The sequence below is a fragment of the Streptomyces sp. NPDC043746 genome (genome assembly GCF_056436485.1).
The window spans coordinates 1-21,708 of the sequence record NZ_JBWKCM010000009.1 but is presented as its reverse complement, the minus strand read 5'-3'; the positions used below and the strand labels follow the sequence as shown (position 1 = coordinate 21,708).

Here is a 21,708-nt window from a genome sequence, read left to right as displayed (position 1 = left end):
TGGTTTCGTGGGAGGTTTCCTCTCCCCCTCTCGTGGCGTGCCCCGCGAATGGGGAACACCACAACGAAACACAAAAACCCTTCGCCCCACACCAGACCCCCCCCCCCCCCCCCCACCACGGCTTCCGTACGTCTGTGCCGCCTCCGTGGGAACCGGGTCGATGGACCCGGGTCAGTGCGCCTGGGCGCCTTGCGGCGTCGCGGGCGTGATGCCGAGAGCCGTGGCGTACAGGGAGAGCACGAGCTTGCCGATCGCCGGGTAGGCGCCCAGCGGCTCGGCGGTCGCGCAGCCCGCCTCCTTGGCGGCGGCGTCCAGCAGACCGGGGTCCACCTCCGGGCCCACCAGGTACGGCGCCAGCGCGAGCTGCGCGGAGCCGGAGCCCTGGAGCTGCTCCGCGATCGAGGCGACGGAACCCTCCACGTCCAGCGCGGCGGCCATCACGGGCACGGCGAGCCGGGCGGCCAGCAGCATGCCGGTGATCCCTGCGGCCCGCACGGCCTCCTCGCCGCCCACCGTGGCCAGCACGATGCCGTCGGCGGCGGTGGCCACGGTGAACAGCCGGGCCCGGTCGGCCCGGGCGAGACCGGCCTCCGACAGCCGTACGTGGAGGGCCTCGGCGAGCAGCGGGTGCGGACCGAGCACGTCGGTCAGCTCCACCTGCGTACCGCTGTCCATCACGGCCTGCCGTATCCGCCGGATCAGCTCACTGTCGGGACCCGCCAGCAGCGGGACCACGACGGCGGCCGGCCCGGTCGGCTCGGCGACCTCGCGGCCGGCCGCGACGGCCTGCTCGTAGCGTGCGACGCGCTCGGCCGCGGTGTGGGCGAGGACGGAGGAGAGCGCGGGGTACTCGGCGTCGTCGCCGTCGAGATAGCCGATCCGGGCGTTGAGGCCGGGCAGCTCGGAACGGGCGATGCTGATCACCTCTTCGGCCAGCGTGCGCGTGGCCGAGGAGGGGGTACCGGGAACGGCGAGAACGAGCGCGGCAGCGCCCTCGGGTGCGACCACCGGCTCCGGGCGGCGGTGCCGTCCGGACTGGCGAGGTCGCGGCATTCGTACAGGCAGGCCGGAAGCGGGCCCAGTGGGGGTGCTCATGGCGCCGCATGCTACTGGTTTTGGCTGGCCCTCTGTTCGGGGAGGGTCCGGTCGAGCGTCAACTATCCGCTTATGTCCGATGAGTGGCCTACCGGCGAAGTGTCCGCGTCTGTCGCCCTGTCCGTTCCCTCGCGTCGCCCCCTACGCGGCCCCGTGCGCCGGTACGTCGTCGGATCCCGGCTCCCCGTCCGGCACCGTCGCCGCCGCGCGTCCGGAAGGGGTACTTCCGGTCCGTACGCCCTGCACGGACAGCATCGTGGGGTGGTGCGGCAGCCGCAGGTCGTCCGTCGCCAGAGCGCGTGCGATCCGGAGTGCGCCGGTCAGTGGATCGCCCGCACCGGTGGTCACACGGGCCCGCGGAACCAGCCGTGCCAGCTCCTCGCGCACGGACCCGATCAGGAGCTCGCCCATCCGGAACAGCCCACCGGTCAGGGCCACTTCGTACCCGCCGTCGGCCTCGGGGCGGTCCGGCGGGCAGACGGCCGCCGCCGCTTCGGCGATATGGGCGCCCGCCGTCCGCAGAATGCCCGCCGCGACCTCGTCCGCTCCGGCGCACGCCGCCACCTCCGGGGCGAACGAGGCGAGCACCGCCGGGCGGTCGGAGCGCGGGTAGAGCAGCCCCGGCAGCTCCTCGGCGGGGCCGAACACCGCCCGCAGCCGGGCCAGCAGGGCGGGGGAACCACCGCGCCGGCCGTCATGGGCCCGCAGCGCCGCTTCGAGCCCCGCGCGACCGATCCACGCACCGCTGCCGTTGTCACCCAGAAGATGACCCCAGCCGTCGGCCCGCTGCCACCCGGTGAGGTCCGTACCGAGGGCGATCATGCCCGTGCCGCCCGCCACGACGGCCCCGGGTCGCTGCCCCACCGCTCCCGCGTACGCCGTCACCGCGTCCGCCGCCAGCGCCAGCCGACGGACGCCCAGCGCCGCCGCGAGGGCCCCGGGCAGCTCCGCCCGCAACCGCCCGCCGAGCGTGGCCATCCCGGCCGCCCCGACCGCCAGCGCGACGACCTGCGCGGGGCCGTCTCCCGTAAGACCGGATGCCGTAGACCCGTTTCCGGCGCGGCCGTTCTCCGAACGGCCGCCGTCGGCCGCTGCGCGCTCCAGCAACTCCGCCGTCACCGGCAGCAGTTGCTCCAGCAGATGGGCGGCGTCGATCCCACCCGCCCCCGTCCGCACCGGCTCGGCGCAGACGGCTGTGGAGAGCGGCCCGTCCGCGTCCGCCCGGCCGAGCGCCACCCGCAGCCCCGACCCACCGGAGTCGACCCCCAGGACATACGCGTCGGGGGAGATCGCCGGGGGCGGAGTGTCCGTCACGGCAGGCGCCAGTCGACCGGCTGCGCCCCCTGGCGCTCCAGCAGTTCGTTGACGCGGCTGAACGGCCGCGAGCCGAAGAACCCGCGGTCGGCCGACATGGGCGAGGGGTGCGCCGACTCGATCGCCGGGAAGTCGCCCAGCTGCGGGCGGAGATTGCGGGCGTCACGCCCCCACAGGACCGACACCAGCGGGGTGCCGCGGGCCACCAGCGCCTTGATCGCCTGCTCGGTCACCTCTTCCCAGCCCTTGCCCCGGTGGGCGGCGGGCCGTCTCGGCGCGGTGGTCAGCGCCCTGTTGAGCAGCAGCACCCCCTGCTCGGTCCACGGCGTCAGATCACCGTTGGACGGGCGCGGCAGGCCGAGGTCCGCGTTCAGCTCCCGGAAGATGTTCTCCAGGCTGCCCGGCAGCGGCCGGACGTCGGGGGCCACGGCGAAGCTCAGCCCGATCGCGTGCCCGGGGGTGGGGTAGGGGTCCTGCCCGACGACGAGGACCCGCACCTCCTCGAACGGCTGCTGGAACGCCCGCAGTACGTTGGCCCCGGAAGGCAGGTACGTACGGCCCGCTGCGATCTCCGCGCGGAGGAAGTCGCCCATAGCGGCGATGCGTTCGGCCACGGGTTCGAGGGCATCGGCCCACCCCGGCTCAATGATGTCTTTCAACGGTCGTGCTGCCACGCGCCGCACTCTACTGGTGATACGACCACTCCGATCAACTGCCGTCGGCCGAGGCCCCTGCCCCGCACCGGCCTCAGGCCAGGGTCACCGCCCGGACACAGAGCACGTCCGGCAGATGCGAGGCGAGCTGCTGCCAGCTGTCGCCGTCGTCCGCGCTCGCGTACAACTCCCCGTTGCGATTGCCGAAGTAGATGCCCGCCGGGTCCGCGTCGTCCGTGCAGAGCGCGTCCCGCAGCACCGTGCCGTAGTGCGCTCCACCCGGCAGGCCCGCCGTCAGCGGCTCCCAGGTGCGCCCCGCGTCGCGGGTGCGGAAGACGCGGCAGCGGTGCTCAGCGGGCACCCGGTCGGCGTCGGCGTTGATCGGGAAGACATACGCGGTGTCGCCCCGGTGCGGATGTGCCGCGGCCGCGAACCCGAAGTCGGAGGGCAGGCCCCCACCGATGTCGCTCCAGCTGCCACCCCCGTCGTCGCTGCGGAAGACGCCCCAGTGGTTCTGGAGGTAGAGGCGGTCCGGGTCGGCCGCGTCCCGGGTGACCTTGTGGACGCACTGGCCGAACTCCGGGTCCGGATCCGGCAGGAAGACCGCGGAGACGCCCTTGTTCGCCGGGGCCCAGCTCGCCCCGCCGTCCTCCGTCCGGAACACGCCCGCCGCCGAGACCGCGACCGTCACCGCACGGGGGTCCCGGCGGTCGGTGAGGATGGTGTGCAGCCCCTCCCCGCCACCGCCCGGCACCCACTTCGACCGGCTCGGGTGCTCCCAGAGCGGGCGGACCAGCTCGAACGACTCGCCCCGGTCCTCGGAGCGGAACAGTGCGGCCGGCTCGGTGCCCGCGTAGACCACGTCCGGCGCCTCGGGGCCGGCCGGCTGCAGCTGCCAGACCCGCTCCAGTGAGGCCCCGGTGAACTCGGGGAACTTCACCGCGGGGCGCTGCGGCTCGACCCAGCTCTCGCCCAGATCGTCGGAGTGGAAGACGGACGGCCCCCAGTGCGCGCTGTCGCCGCCCGCCAGCAGCCGGGGCGTGTCCCCACGGGTGTCGACGGCCACCGAGTAGATCGCCTGCGCGTTGAAATGCGGCCCTTCGATCTTCCAGTCCCCCTCGTGCCTGCGGCCGATGAAGAGACCCTTGCGGGTGCCCACGGTGAGCAGTACGTCAGTCATGGTCGAGACCTCCCGAAACGCCGTTGTGCCGGATGTGAGCCAGTCTGCACCCGACCACTGACAGTGGCTCGCGCACGCGCCCGGCACGCCCGGCCACCGGCCTCCGGATGCCTTGCCGCCCGCCCTCCTCGCCGACCCGGAGACCCGCGGCGCGGCGGGCCGGACGTCTACCGGGTCCGAGCCCGCGCCGCTACCAGGTCCGAGCGAGCGCCGCTACCGGGTCCGAGCGAGCGCCGCACGCTCGGCGGGCGCGGACGCCCGGAAGCACGTCAGCAGGCGTGTCGTGCTGCCGTCGTCCTCCTGGATGTCCCTGACGTGCTCGAACCCGATCCGGCCCAGCACCGCCAGGGAGGCGGCGTTCTCGGCGGCCACGGTCGCGTGCACCTCCGTCAGCCCGAGAGTGGTGAAACCGTGCCAGAGGAGGGCGAGCGCCAGCTCCGCACCGAGGCCACGGCCCCAGGCCGAGGGCGCCAGGGCGTAGATGATCTCGTGGCCGCCGGACGCCTCGGTCGGCTTGATCTCGGCGTGCCCGGCGAGTTGGCCGTCGATCCTGACCGCCCAGACCTCGAAGCGGCTCTCGGCGTAGACCGTGGTGAAGATCCGGCCGAAGAGTGCCCGTTCCTCGGCCTCCGTGGAGGGCCCGTCGCCCATCCACCGGGAGACCCGGACGTCCTGGAAGAGGGCGACGAACTCCTCCTCGTCGGCGGGCGTGTACGGGGTGAGCAGGAGGCGATCGGTGCGCAGCAAGGGGTTCATGGACGGTGAAGCTACGGTCAGGGCCGATGCCCGCACAACTGGATTCCCCTGGTCACGGCCGGTTCGGGGATCTCCGGCGCGGCTGCGATGCTGGAGCGGCACACACAGACTAGGGAGCGGGCGATGACGGCAGGCAGAAGGTCCACGGATGCCCACGGTCACGAGGGACCGGTGGCGGTGGAGGTCGCGGTGGTCCCGTGCGAGACCGGGGCTGACACCCGTGTCTCCGTAACACTGTCGCCAACGCCAACGCCAACGCCAACGCCGCCGACGGGCGAGCTGCGCTGGTCGTGTACCCCGGCGGCGGCCCGTGAGCTGGCCGCCGCGCTGGTCGGGGCGGCCGAGGAGGCGGAGAACGCGGTCGGCGAGGAGACCGTCACCGTCCGGGCGGACGAACTGCGCCGCGGTGACGTACGGCAGGGGGAGCGCTCCATGACCGTGGACGGCGTGCGGACCGACGGCTCCACGGTCCACATCACCTGGAAGTCCGTCGAGGGCCGCACCTGGACCCAGAGTTACGACGTCAACACCGCGATCACCCTCAGGCGTCGGCTTCCCGGTCCGCGCTGACCCGCTCGGCCGCAGGTCCGCCCGCCGGCGGGGAGCCGGGAGCGACGGCTTCGGCCTCCGGCCCGCTCCCGCCCTCGATAGGCTGGCCGCGATGTTCACCAAACAGGGCCCTACCCTCCGCGAACTGGCCGTCCAGGCGCTCTCGTCGACCGAGCGCGGCTACGACCTCCTCGCTCCCAAGTTCGACCAGACGCCCTACCGGACCCCGGACCGTGTACTCGACAGCGTCACCCGGGCGTTGGAGCCGCTGGGCTCCTTCGGCACCGGCCTCGACGTCTGCTGCGGGACCGGCGCGGGCGTGGGCGTGCTGCGGCAGGTGTGCCGTGAGCGGGTGGTCGGGGTCGACTTCAGTGCGGGCATGCTGGCCGAGGCCCGTGCGGCGCTGCCGCCGGGAGAGGGCGGACCGGCGGTCGACTGGGTACGGGCCGACGCCTTGGCCCTCCCGTTCGCCCCGGCCTTCGATCTCGCCCTGAGCATCGGCGCGTTCGGCCATTTCCTGCCTGCCGACCGCTTCGGGCTCTTCGCGGAGGTGTACGGGTCGCTCCGGCCGGGCGGCCGGTTCGTCTTCCCGATCGGCGCCCCGCCCGCCGTGGGGTCGCGCGCCTACTGGTCGCTCCTCGGCTTCGACGCGGCGATGCGGGTGCGCAACGCTGTGTGGCGCCCGAAGTTCATCATGTACTACCGCACGTTCCGGCTCTCCGACGTGCTCGACGACCTCACCGACGCCGGGTTCACCGTGGAGTTGAGGGCCTTGACCGATCTGGGGCAGCGCCCCGACGGCTCCCCGCGCGCCCGCCTCGTGGTGGCGACCCGCGAGTGAGACCGGGGCGCTCAGCGTTCGTCGCCCCGGGCCGCCGCCAGCAGCCCGGACCAGTCGGGGATCTTCACCGGCCCCCGCCCCAGCGAACGCCCCAGGGCCTCCTCCGCCCGCTCGATCGAGAGCCAGCCGTCCCACTCCACCGGCTGCTGCCCCCACGCCCGCAGCACGGCCAGCGGGTCGTCGGCGGCGGGCCGCCGGGCGAGCAGGGCGGCGTCCTCGATCAGCGAGGCGACGGTCTCCTTGGCGCAGGACCGGTTCGACCCGATGACCCCGGTCGGTCCGCGCTTGATCCACCCGGCGACGTACTCCCCGGGCGAGGGCACCCCGTCCCGCAGCACCCGCCCCGCCGTGTGCGGCACCGTCCCGCGCACCGGGTCGAAGGGCAGCCCGGGCAGCTCCACGCCCCGGTAGCCGACCGCCCGCAGCACGAGCTGGGCCTCGATGTCCTCGTATGCGCCCGTGTCCTGGACGCCCCCGGCGCCGTCCGGGACCGTACGGGCGAACCGCACCCCGGCCACCCTGCCCCCGCGCTCCAGCAGCTCGACGGGGCGCAGGAAGAACCGCAGCCGGATCCGGCGCACGCCGTCGGCGACCGTCCCGGACGGCGCGGGCTCTCCCTGCGCCGCCCAGCCCCGCAGCACCTCCAGGTTCCGGCGGACCACCGCGGGCAGCGGCAGCCCGTCCGGGGCCGCGTACGCCGGGTCCCGCGCCAGCTCGGCCGGGTCGACGACGATCCGGGCGCCGGGCAGCGCGCCCAGCTCCCGCAGCTCCTTGGTGGTGAACCGGGCCTGGGAGGGGCCGCGCCTCCCCACGATGTGAACCTCACGCACCCGGCTGCCCGCGAGCGTCCCGAGCGCGGCCCGGGGAACGTCGGTGGCACGCAGCTCGTCGGCGCCGCGCGCCAGGATCCGGGCCACGTCGACCGCCACGTTGCCGACCCCGATGACCACGGCCGAGCGGGCCCGCAGGACGAAGTCGTCGGGGGCCGAGTCCGGATGCGCGCTGTACCAGGAGACGAACCGGGTGGCGGAGCAGCTCCCCGGCAGCTCCTCGCCCGGCACCGCCAGCGGGCGGTCGGCGGCGGCCCCCACGCAGTACACGACCGCGTGGTACAGCTCCGCGAGAGCGGCAGGGGGGACACCGTCCGCCCCGCCGATCTGCACATGGCCGACGAAGGTGACCCGCTCGTCCTCCAGGACCGCACGCAGGCTGTTCTGGAGCGACTTGATCTTCTCGTGGTCGGGCGCGACCCCGTACCGCACGAGGCCGTACGGGGTGGGCAGCCGGTCCAGGACATGGACACGGACCTCGGGCACGACCGACTGGCTCAGCAGGGCCTGGGCGGTGTAGACCCCGCTGGGACCGGAACCGACGACGGCGACTCGGAGCACGGCGCACCTCTTCCCGGAGGATGCCTCCAGCATCGCACCGACGAGCAGATCGCGTGCTGCGCGCCCCGTCGGCACCGGCATACGCCGCACAGGGCCCGCGCCGACGACCGAACCACGTACTGCGTGGCGTCTGCGTCGACGTAGGCTGCCCGGCCCCGGCACCGACGTCCGCCACCCAGCGGCCCCGCGGTCAGGTCATCAGCCCGCGCATCCGGTTGATCTCCACCGTCTGCGAGGCGACGACATCGCTCGCCATCTCCTCGACGAACACGTCGTTCCCCTCGGAGAGCGCCTCCGTGGCCATGGTGATCGCCCCCTGGTGATGGGTGATCATCAGCTCCAGGAAGAGCCGGTCGAAGGCCTTGCCCCGCGCCGCGCGCAACTCCTTCAGCTGCTCCGCGGTCGCCATGCCGGGCATCCCGGCGTGGTCGTGGTGCTCCGGCTGTTTACGGTCCTCGGCGCCGTTCCTTTTGAGCCAACCTTCCATCGCGCCGATCTCCGGTTTCTGGCCTGCGGATATGCGCTCGGCGATGCTCTTCACGGCGGTGGACGAGGCACGTTCCGGGACGAGTTCGGTCATCACGAGGGCCTGGGCGTGGTGCTCGATCATCATCTGCGCGTAACGGAAGTCGGCGGAGTTCGCGGTGTCCCTGCTCGCCTCCTTCGCCGCCTCCTCGGCGGTGAGCGTCCGGGCGGGCTCGCCCGGTCTGCCGGGGGCCACCACCCCCGGACCTGCGTCCTTTCCCGCGGCAGGTTCCGCGGCGTCGCGGTCGTCGTCACAGCCGCCCAGGGCGAGGACGGCGGCGACCGCCGCCGCTGCGAGGGCGGTGGTGCGCGGCCGGGCGGACGGGCGATGGATCAACACGGCGACCTCCTGTGCCACATGGGTGTGTTGCGGACCGTTCCTGGCACGCTTCCTCGGGGGCGAAGATCGAAAACTTCACTGCGTCTCTGTCGCCCTCTGTTGATGTGTACATGGAGGGGACGATACTGCCGGGGTCCGAACCGTTCGAACCCCGAACGGACACAAGGGAGGACGCAGTGATCCCGTTGCACACCACCCGCGTGCGGCGCAGACGTCTGGGCGTGGCGGCAGCCGCCGCCGGGCTGTTCGCCGCGCTGCTGACGGCCGCCCCCGCGGCGGCGACACCCGACCCGGGCGACGCCCCGCTCGACCACGGCTCCCTGACGACCAGTCAGCAGGCCGAGGCCCGCGCCGCCATCCGCGCCGGTGACATACCGGGCGTGGACGAGATCGTCCACAGCTCCAACATCAAGCACCTGGCGAACGTCCCGAAGGGAGCACTGAAGGGCACCAACACGGACCTCGCGTTCCAGGGCAAGCACGCCTACGTCGGCAACTACGACGGCTTCGTCATCTACGACATCAGCAACCCGAAGAAGCCCAGGACCGTCTCCGAGGTGCTCTGCCCCGGCTCGCAGAACGACATCTCGGTCTCCGGGAACCTGCTGTTCCTCTCCACCGACTCCTCGCGCAGCGACGACTCCTGCTCCAGCACCACCCAGCCCGCCACGGAGAAGTCCTCCTGGGAGGGCATGAAGATCTTCGACATCAGCGACAAGCGCCACCCCCGGTACATCGCGGCCGTCGAGACCGCCTGCGGCTCGCACACGCACACCCTCGTGCCGGACAAGAAGAAGCGGAACATCTACATCTACGTCTCCTCCTACGGCCCCAACGAGGCGTTCCCCGACTGCCAACCGCCGCACGACGGCATCTCCATCATCAAGGTGCCGCTCAAGGCGCCGCAGAAGGCCCGTCTCGTGGACTTCTCGGTCCTCTTCCCGGACGGCGGCAACCCGGGAGCGCCGGAGAACCCGGGCGTCTCCAGGACGTCGGGCTGCCACGACATCACGGTCCTGCCGTCCCAGGACCTCGCGGCCGGTGCCTGCATGGGTGACGGCATCCTGTTCTCCATCGAGAACCCGGAGCGCCCGAAGATCATCGACCGGGTCCAGGACAACGTGAACTTCGCGTTCTGGCACTCGGCCACCTTCAACCAGGGAGCGAAGAAGGTCGTCTTCACCGACGAGCTCGGCGGCGGTGGCGCGGCCACCTGCAACGAGGAGATCGGGCCGAAGCGGGGTGCCAACGGCATCTACGACATCGTGGGCAAGGGCGACCACCGCAAGCTGGTCTTCCGCAGCTACTTCAAGATCGACCGTCACCAGGCCGATGTCGAGGTCTGCGTGGCCCACAACGGCTCGCTCATCCCGGTGAAGGGCCGCGACCTGATGGTCCAGGCCTGGTACCAGGGCGGCGTCTCCGTCTGGGACTTCACCGACTCCTCCGAGCCGAAGGAGATCGCCTTCTTCGAGCGCGGCCCGGTCACACTCGGTCAGGTCACCACGGCCGGCCCCTGGTCGGCGTACTACTACAACGGCCACATCTACTCCAGCGACATCGCCAAGGGCCTGGACGTGCTGAAGCTGACGGACAAGCGCACCGACCCGGCCGACCGGGTCGAGCTCGACGAGCTGAACGTGCAGACGCAGCCGGACTACTTCGGCCGCTGATCCGACGGCAGGTCGTGTTCTTTGCCGAGCACGCACGGACGGGGCGGGCACCTACAGGCCCCGTCCGTGCGTGTGTATGCGGGGGCGGCGCAGATTATTCATTGACCGATGAGCCGACGCCGGGACATGCTGTAGGCCGCGCCTGGATCCGGCGACGCGGGGGATCGCCGGAGTCAGGCGCGCTCGCGGGGATACGGCTGCGGGCGAGGGCTCAGACGCCGCTTCGGGCGTTACGGGCGCCGGCGCCGGTCGCGGCGGCCCACTCCACCAGCAGACGCTGGTACTCCGCCTCGTCCTGCGGGGACAGGTAGCCGCCCGAGCGCTGCCACAGCCCGCGGATGTCCGCGTTGACTTCGGTGGCGGAGCGCTGGGAAACGGACGACGGCGACATCGGGGACATGGATACAAGGCTACGGCCCCGATCCGACGGTACGACCCCTCGCGGGACGGGATATCCCTCACACAGCGGGGTTTCGGGGCGGGATATCGGTCACACTCCAAGCCCTGGAGGGGGGACAGGCTCCGCCGCCCGCCGACCCGCCCTCCACGCGTATCCGGCGACGGCGAACGCCACCACAGCGACGCCCAGCAGCGCCCCGCCCACCACATCGGACAGCCAGTGCACCCCCAGATACAGCCGGGTCACCGCGACGCCGGCCACCGAGACCACCGCCGTGCCCACCGCACCGGCCCACAGCATCGGGCCTGCCCCGTAGAGCCGCAGCACCCACAGGAGCAGCCCGCAGCTCACCACCGCCGTCATGGCGTGTCCGGAGGGGAAGGCCGAGAAGTGGGCCGTGTCCACCGGCTCCGGCCAGCGCGGGCGGTCACGGTCCACGGCCGTCTTCACGCCCTGCTGGAGGAGCGAGCCGAGCAGACTGGCCCCGGCCACCCACAGGGCGAGCCGCCGGGCACCGCGCCACCACAGGGCCACCACGGCCACCGCGACCAGCGCCCGCATCGTCCAGGGGTCCCAGAACCAGTCCGTCAGCACCTGGTTGACCCGGACCAGTCCGGGGTCGGCCACCGCGTACCGGTGCAGGCCGTCGGCGACCGTACGGTCGAGGGCCGTCAGCGGGGACCACTGCGCCACCACCAGGACGAGCAGCGCCACGAACAGGGCAGTGCCCGCGATCCCGACGGCCAGGGCGGCCGTGGGGCGGGGGGAAGGGGCAGGCCGGGTGATGCGGGGGGAGTGCATGGTCCGATCCTCGCGGACGCCATCGCCGCATGGCCAACGCGGGGCACGCGCGTGGCCGATCCGGTGTCCGCATGCCGGACCGGGGCGGCCAGGTCCGGCGGCGCGCGGGCAGGCCGGGCCGGTCAGAGGGAGCGGCGCGTTCCGCCGGTCGGCGGAGGGGCGCGTACGGCCCCGGTCCGCCGCCGTACACCCGCATCAGGGCCCGGGCGCCGCTGAACACCGGGCCCCGGACGCCCCTTCGTCCCGGGCCCCCAGTCGACGGAGCCTCAGGCCTCCGGACCTCAGGCCTCCCCGGGCCCTCAGCCCAGGGCGCGGAGCCCCGGCACGAACGCGACCACGACCGGGACGACCGGAACCAGTGCGGCCGCCGCCGTCAGCCGCAGCCGGTGGCCCGCCGTCAGCCGGTCGACCGGCGCCAGCAACCGGTTGACCCGCAGCGGCACTTGGGCGTCCGGGGTGGGGCAGGGGCCGAAGACCCCGCGGTCCTCGTTGAGGCCGACCAGGGCGAGCGCGGTCGTGAGCCGGCCGAAGCGGCGCGAGGCCACGTCGTCGGCGGCGAGCTCCACCAGCCGGTGCATCTCGTCGCGGAACGCGGCGAACACCGGGATCTGCGGGAAGCCGTTGGCCAGCGCCGACGAGCAGTGCAGCAGCCAGTCGTGGCGGGCCTGCGCGTGACCCTGCTCATGGGCGAGCACGGCATCGAGCTGGCGTCCCTTCAGCCGGCCGAGCGCCGCCGTGGTGATGACCAGTTGGGGCGCCCCGCCGGGCAGCCACCAGGCATCCGGACGCGCGCCCTCCAGCACCACGAGACGGTCGGCACCGAGCTCCTCGCCCGGCATCAGCGGGGCGCGGAACAGCAGTTCGGCCCTGCGCTGCTTGCGGCGCCGCCGCGCCCGCCGGATCTCCCGCAGGAGCATCGCGCCGCTCCACAGGCCGCCCAGCGCCAGCAGCACCGCGATCACCGCCGACCAGGGCCCGTAGGCGGCCAGGGCATACGCCTCGACCACCGCGTGCGGGGCGGGAGCGAAGACGTGGCCGCGCACCGCCTGCCAGGCGGCGGCCGCACTGAACGTCATGGAGAGCGCGAACGAGACGAGCACCCCGGCCACCACGCACTGCCACACCCACAGCGCCACCACCGGCTCCCGCTCGGGCCACCGGGCCCGGGCCATCAGGCGCGGGGCCACCAGAGCGGTCAGTGCACCGAGCAGCAGCAGCGCGAGGGAGACCAGCATGACGTCAGCCTATGAGGGGCGGGCGACCCACGGGTACGGCTGCGCCCGGCAAGTGACGCAGACCACGGTTGAGCAGGCCCCTGTCCCACGATCCGTCTCACAGGGTGAGAAGCATGGCGAACATGGCGAGGCCCATCGTGAGGCGGCAGGCCGCCGTCAGCTCGGTGCCCCCGTCGGCCGGGCCCCCCGGGACACCGCCCGGACCGCCTCCGGCGCCGCGCCGGGCGAGCCCCTCGGCGCTCCCGCCCGCGAAGCCGGACACGGCCGCCCCCGCGGGTATGAGGTGCCCGGCCGAGCGCAGCACGTACAGCGCGAAGTAGGCGAGCAGCACCCCCGTGAGCAGGGGGAGGCCCCCCGCGCCTCCCGCGTCGCCGCCCCCGGCCGTCCCGTGCCCGGCGTGCCCGCCCGCGCCCGCCGCTCCCGGTGCCATCGCCACGGCCATGTAGACCATCGCCAGCGAGCCCACCAGGTGGTGGAGGTGGTGGCCATCGCGCCGGGCCCACCGGACCGCCCGCAGCGCCGCGGCCCCGAACACCACCCCGTACACCGCCCAGCCCCACTCCGGAGGCGTCAGCACCGCGGAGGGGAGGGCCATCGCCGCCATGCCGAAGCCCATCAGCGCCTCGCCGCGCGCGGCTCTGCGCTCCTGCGGGGTGCCGGTGCGGGTGCGCAGCAGGCAGTAGGCGCCGCTCACCGCGCACAACGCCACCATCAGCCAGGCGGCCGCGACCCCTCCGTGCACGGCGAACCTCCCCCTTCGGACGTACGGCCCTGTGCGGTGACACACGGCGACGCCGCCGCGCGCGACGGCGTACGGCACCGTTCTGGTCGATGCCCAGGCCCGGACCGCCGAACCCGGCGCGTGGGGGCGTGAAGGGGGTGCGCCGAGGCCCATGAGGGGCGCTCCGGGTCGCGTTACTCTCGACCCGCACGTACGCACGCCACGCAGACAGCAGCAGAACGGAGCGTTCCCCATGGACACCGCCACGCCCCCCGGCTCGGCACGCCTGGCCTTCCGCGACGCGACCGACGCGGACGCCCCGGCGCTGGTGGCGCTCATCGAGTCCGCCTACCGGGGCGACTCCAGCCGCACCGGCTGGACCACGGAGGCCGACCTCCTGGAGGGGCAGCGGACGGACGAGCAGGGCGTGCGCGCGGTCATCGGCGCCCCCGCGAGCCGGCTGCTGGCGGTCGAGCGCGACGGCGAGCTGATCGCCTGCTGCCAGCTGGAGCACCGCGGTCAGGCGGCGTACTTCGGGATGTTCGCGGTCCGCCCCGGGGCCCAGGGCGGCGGCCTCGGCAAGGTGATCATCGCGGAGGCGGAGCGCACGGCCCGGGAGAGCTGGGGGGTGCGCGAGATGCACATGACGGTGATCTCGGTGCGCGAGGAGCTGATCGCCTGGTACGAGCGGCGCGGCTACCGGCGTACGGGGCAGCTCACGCCGTTCCCGTACGGCGACGAGCGCTTCGGCATCCCGCAGCGGGACGACCTGGCCTTCGAGCTTCTGGTCAAGAACATCGAAGCCCTCTAGAAACCCGGGCCCGGCCTTCCGGTCTCCGCGACCCCGAGCCCCCCGGGGTTTCGCAGGCCCCCAGGCCCCCAGGTTCCGGCCCCAGGCCTACGGTCCCGGTTCCGGTCCCCAGGCCTACTGTCTCCGGTCCCGGTCCCCGCCCCCGGCTTCAGGCCGTGAAGCGGCCTGTGCGGCGGATCTCGGGGAAGTCCGTGGTGACGCCGTCGAGCTCCAGGGCCCGGGCGAGGCGCAGGTGGTCCTGGGTGTTCACCACCCAGCCGATCACCTTGACCCCCTCCGCGTGCGCCAGCTCCACCACCTCCAGGGTCAGCCGGCGGATGTTCAGCGCCAGGCTCTGGGCGCCCGCCGCCTTCGCCCGCTCCACGATGTCCCCGCTCCAGTGGCTGGCGACGAGGACCGTCCGTACCCCCGGCACCAGCCGGGCGATCTCCACGACGGCCTCGTCGTGGAACGAGGAGACCTCCACCCGGTCCACCAGGTCCCGGGCCAGGAGCACCTCCGCCAGCGCGCGGGCCGCCGCCACGTCCTTGATCTCGGCCTGGAGCGGGGATCTCACCGCGTCCAGGACCTCCTCGAAGACCGGGACCCGTTCGCCATGCCCGGCGTCGAGCGCCCGCAGCTCCGCCAGGGTCTTGCCCGCGATGGGCCCGGTGCCGTCGGTCGTGCGGTCCACGTCCGCGTCGTGCATCACGGCGAGCGCGCCGTCCCTGCTCAGGTGGAGATCCAGCTCGATGACGTCCATCCCCGCCTCTTCCGCGCGGACGAAGGAGCGCAGGGTGTTCTCGGGCTCGACGCCCATCACGCCGCGATGGCCCAGGGTGAGAAATGACAAGGCGACCTCGTTCCCGTCGGCGGCTGCCCGCCAACTGCTCGTGCCCGCAAGGAGATACGGCAAGACGGCACCGGTGAGGGTAGCGGCCGGGGCCATGGATGTCTGCCGCCGTGCGGGCCCGATGGGCCGGAGGGAGGGAGGGCAGTGGGAACTGTCCGCCTATCCGGCATGCGACAGGAAAAACAGCGGTGACCATAGGGGGTCGGCAGGATAATTTTCGGGTCTTCACTTGTGTGAAGTAACCCGGCGCGGCTACGGTGACAGCACGCGAGGTTCTCCCGTGGAGGAAGTGTTATGACGGAAATTCTTGTGCACGATGCCGCCGAAGGCGCGATAGCTACTGCCCCGCGGGTGGTCGAGCACCCGGCGTGGCCCGCGCTCAGGGATGCCGTCGAGGAGCTTCGCCCGTGGCAGTCCAAGGACGGCTCCATCGACTTCGAGGCCGAGGGCGCGCCGTCCCCGGCCGATGTCGAGCGCGTCCTAGAGCGCGTGATCGGCGCGGTGGAGGAGCTGTCCCCGCTGCTGCCGCACGACGCCGCCTACCACCGCGCGCTCGTCACCGACCTGCGCCGCTGGGCCGCCGACGGCTTCCGCGTACCGGACTTCCTGGACTCGCTGCTCGCCTTCCAGCCCGCGCAGAACCGGGTCGACGGCCTCCAGCACCTGGTCGTCTTCCCCATGTACACGCAGAACGGCAACCCGGACCGCAACTTCGAAGCGGTCGTGCTGAAGATGGTCTGGCCCGAGTGGCTCGCCGACCTGGAGGCCACCCGTTACGACAACCCGCTCTTCTGCGGGATCACCTTCGAGGACTTCACCGCCGGCTACGACACCAACTCCGCGGTCCTCTTCCCCGAGACCATCGCCGTGCGCGAGGCCCCCGAGCGCTTCAGCTGGGGCGGCATCTTCTGCGACCGCGAGGCCGCCCGCTTCCGCCGCGTCACCGAGGCCTCCGTCGAGCTGCTCGGCCTGGAGCTGCCCGAGGACATCCGCGAGATGATCGGCGACCAGACCCGCTGCGAGCAGGCCTTCGTCCTGTGGGACATGGTCCACGACCGCACCCACAGCCACGGCGACCTGCCGTTCGACCCGTTCATGATCAAGCAGCGCCAGCCGTTCTGGATGTACGGCCTGGAGGAGCTGCGCTGCGACCTCACCGCCTTCAAGGAGGCCGTGAAGCTGGAGGCCGAGGGCAACGCCCACGGGCGCGACGTCCAGTACGCCGTCCTCTTCGACCGGATGTTCCGCTTCCCGGTCACCGGCGACCGCAACCGCAACTACGACGGCCTCGGCGGCCAGCTCCTCTTCGCCTACCTGCACAAGCACGACGTCGTCCGCTGGACCGACAACACCCTGAAGATCGACTGGGAGCGTGCCCCGCAGGTCACCAACCAGCTCTGCGCCGAGATCGAGAAGCTCTACCGCGACGGCATCGACCGCCCCAAGCTGGTCCACTGGTTCGCCGCCTACGACCTGGTCTCCACCTACCTCGCCCCGCACCCCGGATCCACCTGGGCCAAGGGTCCCGACGCCCTGGACCTCACTCAGCCCCCTCGCAAGCTCGTCGACGACGTGCTTCCGGACGAGTTTCCCCTGAGCATGTTCTATGAGGCGCTCGCCAAGAAGCTGAAGCACGTGATTGCCTCCGCCAAGGGAATTACCGCCGCGAGCGCCGAGAAGGCAGCCGCGTGAACGCATCTCCTGAGGAGGCGGTGGCCATGAACGGAACAGGCAAGGGCGAGGGGACAGGTGTGCTCGAAGGTGCTGTGATCGCGGTCGCCGGAGCGGCGGGGCCCGCGGGCCGCGCGACGCTGCTGCGGCTCGCGGAGGCGGGCGCGACCGTCGTCGGATGCGACGCCAACCCCGAGCGGCTCGCGGAGGCGGTGGACGCCGCCCGGTACGCGCACGGCGGCGCGACCGTGACCGGCGAGACCGTCGACCTGTTCGACCTCGACGCGGCCCGGGACTGGGCCAACCGCACCGAGGCCGAGTTCGGCCGGATCGACGGCCTGGTCCACCTCGTCGGCGGCTGGCGCGGCAGTCCCAGCTTCCAGGAGACCAGCCTCGCGGACTGGGAGGCCCTGGAGAAGCTGCTGATCCGCACCGTCCAGTCCACCTCGCTCGCCTTCCAAGAGGCTCTCCAGCGCAGCGACAAGGGCCGGTATCTGCTGATCAGCGCCGCCGGCGCGGGTAAGCCCACCGCGGGCAACGCCGCCTACTCCGCCTCCAAGGCCGCCGCCGAGGCCTGGACCCTCGCGCTCGCGGACGCCTTCCGCAAGGCGGGGGGCGACGACGGCCCGGCAGCGGCTGCTGCGATCCTGGTGGTCAAGGCACTGGTGAACGACGCCATGCGCGCCGAACGCCCGAATGCGAAGTTCGCGGGCTTCACCGACGTCACGGAGCTGGCCGACGCCATCGCCGGCGTCTGGGACGAGCCCGCCCTCGAAGTGAACGGAAAGCGCCTGTGGCTGACCCCGCAACCGTAAGGACCGACGCGCGCCGCCACCACGACCCGCACGTGCGCGGGTTCGCGAGCGACAACTACGCCGGCGCGCACCCCGAGGTCCTCGCGGCCATCGCCCTCGCCAACGGCGGCCACCAGGTCGCCTACGGCGAGGACGACTACACCGGCCACCTCCAGCGCGTCATGCACAGCCACTTCGGCCCCACCGCCGAGGCCTTCCCGGTCTTCAACGGCACGGGAGCCAACGTGGTGGCCCTGCAGGCGCTCACCGACCGCTGGGGCGCGGTCATCTGCGCCGAGTCCGCACACATCAACGTGGACGAGGGCGGCGCGCCCGAGCGGATGGGCGGCCTCAAGCTCCTGACCGTACCCACGCCGGACGGCAAGCTCACCCCCGAGCTGATCGACCGGCAGGCGTACGGCTGGGACGACGAGCACCGGGCCATGCCGCAGGCCGTCTCGATCACCCAGAACACCGAGCTGGGCACCGTCTACACCCCCGACGAGATCCGCGCCATCTGCGACCACGCCCACGAGCGCGGCATGAAGGTGCATCTCGACGGGGCCCGGATAGCCAACGCGGCCGCCTCCCTGGACGTGCCGATGCGGACGTTCACCAACACGGTCGGCGTCGACGTGCTCTCCTTCGGCGGCACGAAGAACGGCGCCCTGTTCGGTGAGGCCGTCGTCGTGCTCAACCCCGACGCGGTCCGGGCGATGAAGCACCTGCGCAAGCTCTCCATGCAGCTCGCCTCGAAGATGCGCTTCGTCTCCGTCCAGCTGGAGGCGCTGCTCGCCAAGGACCTGTGGCTGCGCAACGCCCGGCACGCCAACGCCATGGCCCAGCGCCTCGCCGAGGGCGTGCGGGCGGTCGACGGGGTGGAGATCCTCTACCCGGTCCAGGCGAACGCCGTCTTCGCCCGGCTGCCGCACGCGGTCAGCGAGCGGCTCCAGGAGCGCTTCCGCTTCTACTTCTGGGACGAGAGCGCGGGCGACGTCCGCTGGATGTGCTCCTTCGACACCCGCGAGGACGACGTGGACGCCTTCCTCCAGGCGCTGAAGGAAGAGATGGCGCGGTAGCGACCACCCGACTGGATGTATGGGTATGCGGCCGACCGGAAATCAATTGATCTCCGGTCGGCCGCTTCCGTACGCTCCGGACCCATGGAGCTGATCCAGCAGACCCCGGGCATCGCCGCCTATCTGGCCGCCGACGACGTCATCGACCACGACCACCCGCAGGTGAGGGGCGTGGCAGCCGAGCTGGCGAGCAGGGCGGACGACGCATACGCATACGCCCGTACTGCCTTTGTGTACGTACGGGACACGATTCCGCACTCCGCCGACTCGGGCGATCCACGCGTCACCTGGCGCGCCTCCGACGTCCTCGCCACCCGCAACGGCATCTGCCACGCCAAGTCCGTCGCCCTCACCGCACTGCTCCGGGCCCGTGCCATCCCTGCCGGGCTCTGCTACCAGCGGCTCACCGACGACGGCGCGAACCCCCTGGTCCACGGCCTGGTCGCGCTCCGGCTCCCCGGCCACGCCCGCTGGGCCCGGGTGGACCCCCGGGGCAACAAGCCGGGCGTCGACGCGCGGTTCTCGCTCGACACCGAGCGGCTGGCCTGGGCGGTACGGGAGGAGCTGGGCGAGATCGACTATCCGGCGCTCCACGCCACCTTGCCCGCCGCCGTCCTGAACGCCCTGCGCGGCGCCCGGGACCGCGCGGAGCTGTGGCGGATGCTTCCCGAACGGCTCTGAGCCCCCGGCGGGGCGCGCCGGGGGCTCAGCGGGTTGCGTCGAGGGGGCGAGGTCTCAGAGAGAGCCGAAGACCCGGGGGGAGGGGCGGGGGTGGGATCAGCCGCGCTCGCGGACCTCGGCGGGCGTCGGGGCCGTACCGCCGAGGTGGGCGGGCACCCACCACGTGTCACTCGCGTCCTTCGGCCGCACCGGGTACGCCCGCTGCGCCGCCTCCAGCAGCTCCTGCACGCGCTCCCGCAGCCGCCGGGTGATCGCCCCGGCGTACTGGTCGGCGGGTGCCTCCACGGGCTCACCGACCCGGATGGTGATCGGGATGTGGCTGCGCCTGAAGTTGCGCGGCCGCCCCTTGGTCCAGATCCGCTGCGTGCCCCAGAGCGCCATCGGGATCAGCGGGACCCCGGCCTCCTGGGCGAGGCGCGCGGCACCCGACTTGAAGCTCTTCAGCGTGAAGGACTGGGAGATGGTGGCCTCGGGGAAGACGCCGACGATCTCACCGGAGCGCAGCGACCGCAGCGCGTGCGCGTACGCGTCCTCGCCCTGGTTCCGGTCGACCGGGATGTGCTTCATCCCGCGCATCAGCGGACCGGAGATCTTGTGCCGGAAGACCGACTCCTTCGCCATGAAGCGCACGAGCCGCTTCTGCGGCAGGGCGCCCAGGCCGGTGAAGATGAAGTCGAGATAGCTGATGTGGTTGCTGACCAGCACCGCGCCGCCGGTCTTCGGGATGTGCTCCGAACCCTGAGTGTCGATCTTCAGGTCGAGCGCCTTGAACATGGTGCGAGCGGCGCCGATGACCGGTCGATAGACGAGTTCTGCCATCTGGGGAAGACCCTTCTTCAGTGCCTGGGGAGGGTTCTCCCGGCGGAAGTTACGCAGCCGTAGGTTTTCGGCATTGTGGCGATGGTGCCCCATGCGCGGGCCCGTGACCAGTCCCGGTGGGCCCGGGCGGCGAGATTCTCGTCACGTGGGCGTCGCCTCCGAGCTGCGGGAATGTCCTGCGGCCGACTGGTGCTGACTCCTGGTGGAGGAGTCAGCACCAGGAGGCGATACGTGGACGGCGGAACACCCGCGCAGCGGCTCGACGCGGCCCAACTCGGCGCGGAACTGGGGGAACGGGCGACGCTCGTGCAGTTCTCCACGGCGTTCTGCCAGCCCTGCCGGGCCACGCGCCGCACCCTCGGGGAGGTGGCCGCCATGGTCGACGGGGTCGCCCACGTCGAGATCGACGCCGAGGCGCATCTCACGCTCGTACGGCAGCTCGACATCACGCGGACCCCGACCGTCCTCGTGCTCGACAGTACGGGCGAAGTGGTCCGGCGCGCCTCGGGCCAGCCCCGCACCGTCGATGTCGTCGCGGCGCTGGGACGGGCCATATGACGGGCCGTGACGCATCTCCCACATTCCGGGACGCACTTGACTGCACCCGCCACGCATCGTCAGTCTGACGCTATGCCGCCAGAACTCCTTCTCCACGGCCGGGTCCACGTGGACCTCGCACGCCACGCGAGTGCGCGCTGTCCGGGTGCCTGAGCAACCACGGCCCCGTATGCCCTCCTCGCAGAAGGACCCCTCCATGACGGCCTCACCCGAACTCGCCCCCGCGCTCCCGGCCTCGCCCGAGCTGCTGCGCGCCGTCTTCCGCCGCCACGCCGCGGGCGTCGCGGTGATCACCGCCGCCGGTGACCGGCCGGTCGGCTTCACCGCCACCTCGCTCAACTCCGTCGCCGCGGAGCCCCCGCTCGTCTCCTTCGGTGTCGGGACGTCCTCCTCCAGCTGGCCGGTGCTGGCCGAGGCCGAACACGTCGGCGTCCACCTGCTCGGTGAGCACCAGCAGGAGCTGGCCGCCACCTTCGCCCGCAGCGGCGCCGACCGCTTCGGCCCGTCCACCGACTGGAGCAGCGGCCCCGAAGGGGTTCCGCTGCTGGCCGACGTCTCGGCCTGGCTGGTCTGCCGGGTCGTGTCCCGGGTCCCGGCGGGCGACCATCGCATCGTGATCGCGGAGGCCGTGGCGGGCGACCCCGCGGGGGTGGGCCGGCCGCTGGTCTACCACCAGGGACGGTTCACGGCTCTGCGAGACTGAGGGCGTGCGAGCGCGCCGCGCAGGACCGATTCCGTCGTAGGCAAGGTCACAGTGCGGAGCGCTTGCCCAGGGGTAAGAGACTGGGTGTACTGGCGAGTAATATCGGGCGGGGCCTCGGTCGGCCCGGCCGGAAACGGCCCTGTAAGGCGCCTATGCTGCGTGCAACAAGGCAGCCCGGAAATGACGATGCAGTAGGCAGGAGAGCCGGCGTGAGCTTGAGGATCGTTGTCTGTGTGAAGTATGTGCCCGACGCGACCGGTGACCGGCGTTTCGCCGATGACCTGAC

At 72.5% G+C, this 21,708-nt stretch carries 23 protein-coding genes; 10 read left to right on the top strand and 13 right to left on the bottom strand.

The genetic code is table 11. The features are described 5' to 3' along the window. Nucleotides 1-171: 171 nt before the first annotated feature. The 5 genes from AC0682_RS12390 to AC0682_RS12370 all read right to left on the bottom strand — a co-directional run bounded on the left by AC0682_RS12390 (nt 172) and on the right by AC0682_RS12370 (nt 4,998). Nucleotides 172-1,095, bottom strand: coding sequence for a sirohydrochlorin chelatase (locus tag AC0682_RS12390; protein ID WP_478532626.1), 924 nt, complete (start codon nt 1,093-1,095; stop codon nt 172-174). Nucleotides 1,096-1,236: 141 nt separating this feature from the next. Further along, nucleotides 1,237-2,409: an N-acetylglucosamine kinase gene (locus tag AC0682_RS12385; protein ID WP_478532624.1), complete on the bottom strand. Its 1,173-nt coding sequence runs from the start codon at nt 2,407-2,409 to the stop codon at nt 1,237-1,239. Next, the gene (locus tag AC0682_RS12380) at nt 2,406-3,083 is read right to left on the bottom strand and encodes a uracil-DNA glycosylase (RefSeq protein WP_478532622.1); all 678 of its coding nucleotides are present in this window, start codon (nt 3,081-3,083) and stop codon (nt 2,406-2,408) included. Before AC0682_RS12380 ends, AC0682_RS12385 begins: the two co-directional genes overlap by 4 nt. Before the next feature lie 73 nt (nt 3,084-3,156). After that, entirely contained in the window at nt 3,157-4,242 is a 1,086-nt protein-coding gene (locus AC0682_RS12375) for a WD40/YVTN/BNR-like repeat-containing protein (RefSeq protein ID WP_478532621.1), read from the bottom strand. A gap of 213 nt (nt 4,243-4,455) precedes the next feature. Further along, nucleotides 4,456-4,998: a GNAT family N-acetyltransferase gene (locus tag AC0682_RS12370; protein ID WP_478532619.1), complete on the bottom strand. Its 543-nt coding sequence runs from the start codon at nt 4,996-4,998 to the stop codon at nt 4,456-4,458. A gap of 123 nt (nt 4,999-5,121) precedes the next feature. On the opposite strand from AC0682_RS12370, the gene AC0682_RS12365 reads away from it, so the two are divergent. Together AC0682_RS12365 and AC0682_RS12360 are read left to right on the top strand one after the other, a co-directional pair. Continuing rightward, on the top strand, nt 5,122-5,568 hold the full coding sequence (locus AC0682_RS12365) for a hypothetical protein (protein WP_478532618.1): 447 nt from the start codon (nt 5,122-5,124) through the stop codon (nt 5,566-5,568). Between the two features lie 91 nt (nt 5,569-5,659). After that, on the top strand, nt 5,660-6,388 hold the full coding sequence (locus AC0682_RS12360; protein WP_478532616.1) for a class I SAM-dependent methyltransferase: 729 nt from the start codon (nt 5,660-5,662) through the stop codon (nt 6,386-6,388). A gap of 11 nt (nt 6,389-6,399) precedes the next feature. Here the strand turns inward: AC0682_RS12360 and AC0682_RS12355 are convergent, their stop codons facing one another. Then, nucleotides 6,400-7,779 (bottom strand): FAD-dependent oxidoreductase, encoded by a 1,380-nt coding sequence (locus tag AC0682_RS12355; protein ID WP_478532615.1) that lies wholly within the window; start codon nt 7,777-7,779, stop codon nt 6,400-6,402. Nucleotides 7,780-7,969: 190 nt separating this feature from the next. Further along, on the bottom strand, nt 7,970-8,662 hold the full coding sequence (locus tag AC0682_RS12350) for a DUF305 domain-containing protein (RefSeq protein WP_478532613.1): 693 nt from the start codon (nt 8,660-8,662) through the stop codon (nt 7,970-7,972). 158 nt (nt 8,663-8,820) lie between these two features. Between AC0682_RS12350 and AC0682_RS12345 the strand changes: the two genes are divergently transcribed. Next, complete coding sequence (locus AC0682_RS12345) at nt 8,821-10,317, top strand: LVIVD repeat-containing protein (RefSeq protein ID WP_478532611.1); 1,497 nt, start codon at nt 8,821-8,823, stop codon at nt 10,315-10,317. Between the two features lie 211 nt (nt 10,318-10,528). Here AC0682_RS12345 and AC0682_RS12340 read toward each other — a convergent pair whose 3' ends face one another. From AC0682_RS12340 to AC0682_RS12325, 4 genes are all read right to left on the bottom strand, one after another. Continuing rightward, nucleotides 10,529-10,708 (bottom strand): hypothetical protein, encoded by a 180-nt coding sequence (locus AC0682_RS12340; protein ID WP_478532836.1) that lies wholly within the window; start codon nt 10,706-10,708, stop codon nt 10,529-10,531. Nucleotides 10,709-10,807: 99 nt separating this feature from the next. Then, entirely contained in the window at nt 10,808-11,518 is a 711-nt protein-coding gene (locus tag AC0682_RS12335; RefSeq protein ID WP_478532609.1) for a phosphatase PAP2 family protein, read from the bottom strand. Between the two features lie 299 nt (nt 11,519-11,817). Beyond that, complete coding sequence (locus tag AC0682_RS12330; RefSeq protein ID WP_478532607.1) at nt 11,818-12,753, bottom strand: M56 family metallopeptidase; 936 nt, start codon at nt 12,751-12,753, stop codon at nt 11,818-11,820. A gap of 97 nt (nt 12,754-12,850) precedes the next feature. After that, nucleotides 12,851-13,495 (bottom strand): DUF5134 domain-containing protein, encoded by a 645-nt coding sequence (locus tag AC0682_RS12325; RefSeq protein ID WP_478532605.1) that lies wholly within the window; start codon nt 13,493-13,495, stop codon nt 12,851-12,853. Between the two features lie 232 nt (nt 13,496-13,727). Here AC0682_RS12325 and AC0682_RS12320 point away from each other — a divergent pair, with 232 nt between their 5' ends. Then, nucleotides 13,728-14,285: a GNAT family N-acetyltransferase gene (locus AC0682_RS12320; protein ID WP_478532603.1), complete on the top strand. Its 558-nt coding sequence runs from the start codon at nt 13,728-13,730 to the stop codon at nt 14,283-14,285. A 148-nt stretch (nt 14,286-14,433) separates the two neighbouring features. Here the strand turns inward: AC0682_RS12320 and AC0682_RS12315 are convergent, their stop codons facing one another. Then, nucleotides 14,434-15,117 carry a glycerophosphodiester phosphodiesterase gene (locus AC0682_RS12315; protein WP_478532835.1) on the bottom strand — a complete coding sequence of 228 codons (684 nt, stop codon included), beginning with the start codon at nt 15,115-15,117 and terminating at the stop codon, nt 14,434-14,436. Nucleotides 15,118-15,411: 294 nt separating this feature from the next. On the opposite strand from AC0682_RS12315, the gene AC0682_RS12310 reads away from it, so the two are divergent. The 4 genes from AC0682_RS12310 to AC0682_RS12295 all read left to right on the top strand — a co-directional run bounded on the left by AC0682_RS12310 (nt 15,412) and on the right by AC0682_RS12295 (nt 19,342). After that, the gene (locus AC0682_RS12310; RefSeq protein WP_478532602.1) at nt 15,412-16,809 is read left to right on the top strand and encodes a DUF6421 family protein; all 1,398 of its coding nucleotides are present in this window, start codon (nt 15,412-15,414) and stop codon (nt 16,807-16,809) included. A gap of 26 nt (nt 16,810-16,835) precedes the next feature. Next, on the top strand, nt 16,836-17,603 hold the full coding sequence (locus AC0682_RS12305) for an SDR family NAD(P)-dependent oxidoreductase (RefSeq protein WP_478532834.1): 768 nt from the start codon (nt 16,836-16,838) through the stop codon (nt 17,601-17,603). Continuing rightward, complete coding sequence (locus AC0682_RS12300) at nt 17,582-18,661, top strand: threonine aldolase family protein (protein WP_478532600.1); 1,080 nt, start codon at nt 17,582-17,584, stop codon at nt 18,659-18,661. The genes AC0682_RS12305 and AC0682_RS12300 overlap by 22 nt, the downstream gene beginning before the upstream one ends. 84 nt (nt 18,662-18,745) lie before the next feature. Then, a complete protein-coding gene (locus tag AC0682_RS12295) occupies nt 18,746-19,342 on the top strand; it encodes a transglutaminase-like domain-containing protein (RefSeq protein ID WP_478532598.1) in 597 nt (198 codons plus the stop codon). Between the two features lie 96 nt (nt 19,343-19,438). Here the strand turns inward: AC0682_RS12295 and AC0682_RS12290 are convergent, their stop codons facing one another. Beyond that, entirely contained in the window at nt 19,439-20,161 is a 723-nt protein-coding gene (locus AC0682_RS12290; protein WP_478532597.1) for a lysophospholipid acyltransferase family protein, read from the bottom strand. Nucleotides 20,162-20,392: 231 nt separating this feature from the next. On the opposite strand from AC0682_RS12290, the gene AC0682_RS12285 reads away from it, so the two are divergent. Both AC0682_RS12285 and AC0682_RS12280 read left to right on the top strand, forming a co-directional pair. Then, nucleotides 20,393-20,719, top strand: coding sequence for a TlpA family protein disulfide reductase (locus tag AC0682_RS12285; protein WP_478532596.1), 327 nt, complete (start codon nt 20,393-20,395; stop codon nt 20,717-20,719). Nucleotides 20,720-20,915: 196 nt separating this feature from the next. Next, the gene (locus AC0682_RS12280) at nt 20,916-21,422 is read left to right on the top strand and encodes a flavin reductase family protein (protein WP_478532595.1); all 507 of its coding nucleotides are present in this window, start codon (nt 20,916-20,918) and stop codon (nt 21,420-21,422) included. Nucleotides 21,423-21,708: the final 286 nt, after the last annotated feature.

What these genes read in the sequence shown, in the direction of transcription:
- AC0682_RS12390 (WP_478532626.1), bottom strand. Translation starts at nt 1,095, where the DNA reads ATGAGCACCCCCACTGGGCCCGCTTCCGGCCTGCCTGTACGAATGCCG.
- AC0682_RS12375 (WP_478532621.1), bottom strand. Translation starts at nt 4,242, where the DNA reads ATGACTGACGTACTGCTCACCGTGGGCACCCGCAAGGGTCTCTTCATC.
- AC0682_RS12370 (WP_478532619.1), bottom strand. Translation starts at nt 4,998, where the DNA reads ATGAACCCCTTGCTGCGCACCGATCGCCTCCTGCTCACCCCGTACACG.
- AC0682_RS12365 (WP_478532618.1), top strand. Translation starts at nt 5,122, where the DNA reads ATGACGGCAGGCAGAAGGTCCACGGATGCCCACGGTCACGAGGGACCG.
- AC0682_RS12360 (WP_478532616.1), top strand. Translation starts at nt 5,660, where the DNA reads ATGTTCACCAAACAGGGCCCTACCCTCCGCGAACTGGCCGTCCAGGCG.
- AC0682_RS12340 (WP_478532836.1), bottom strand. Translation starts at nt 10,708, where the DNA reads ATGTCGCCGTCGTCCGTTTCCCAGCGCTCCGCCACCGAAGTCAACGCG.
- AC0682_RS12335 (WP_478532609.1), bottom strand. Translation starts at nt 11,518, where the DNA reads ATGCACTCCCCCCGCATCACCCGGCCTGCCCCTTCCCCCCGCCCCACG.
- AC0682_RS12330 (WP_478532607.1), bottom strand. Translation starts at nt 12,753, where the DNA reads ATGCTGGTCTCCCTCGCGCTGCTGCTGCTCGGTGCACTGACCGCTCTG.
- AC0682_RS12320 (WP_478532603.1), top strand. Translation starts at nt 13,728, where the DNA reads ATGGACACCGCCACGCCCCCCGGCTCGGCACGCCTGGCCTTCCGCGAC.
- AC0682_RS12310 (WP_478532602.1), top strand. Translation starts at nt 15,412, where the DNA reads ATGACGGAAATTCTTGTGCACGATGCCGCCGAAGGCGCGATAGCTACT.
- AC0682_RS12305 (WP_478532834.1), top strand. Translation starts at nt 16,836, where the DNA reads ATGAACGGAACAGGCAAGGGCGAGGGGACAGGTGTGCTCGAAGGTGCT.
- AC0682_RS12295 (WP_478532598.1), top strand. Translation starts at nt 18,746, where the DNA reads ATGGAGCTGATCCAGCAGACCCCGGGCATCGCCGCCTATCTGGCCGCC.
- AC0682_RS12290 (WP_478532597.1), bottom strand. Translation starts at nt 20,161, where the DNA reads ATGGCAGAACTCGTCTATCGACCGGTCATCGGCGCCGCTCGCACCATG.
- AC0682_RS12280 (WP_478532595.1), top strand. Translation starts at nt 20,916, where the DNA reads ATGACGGCCTCACCCGAACTCGCCCCCGCGCTCCCGGCCTCGCCCGAG.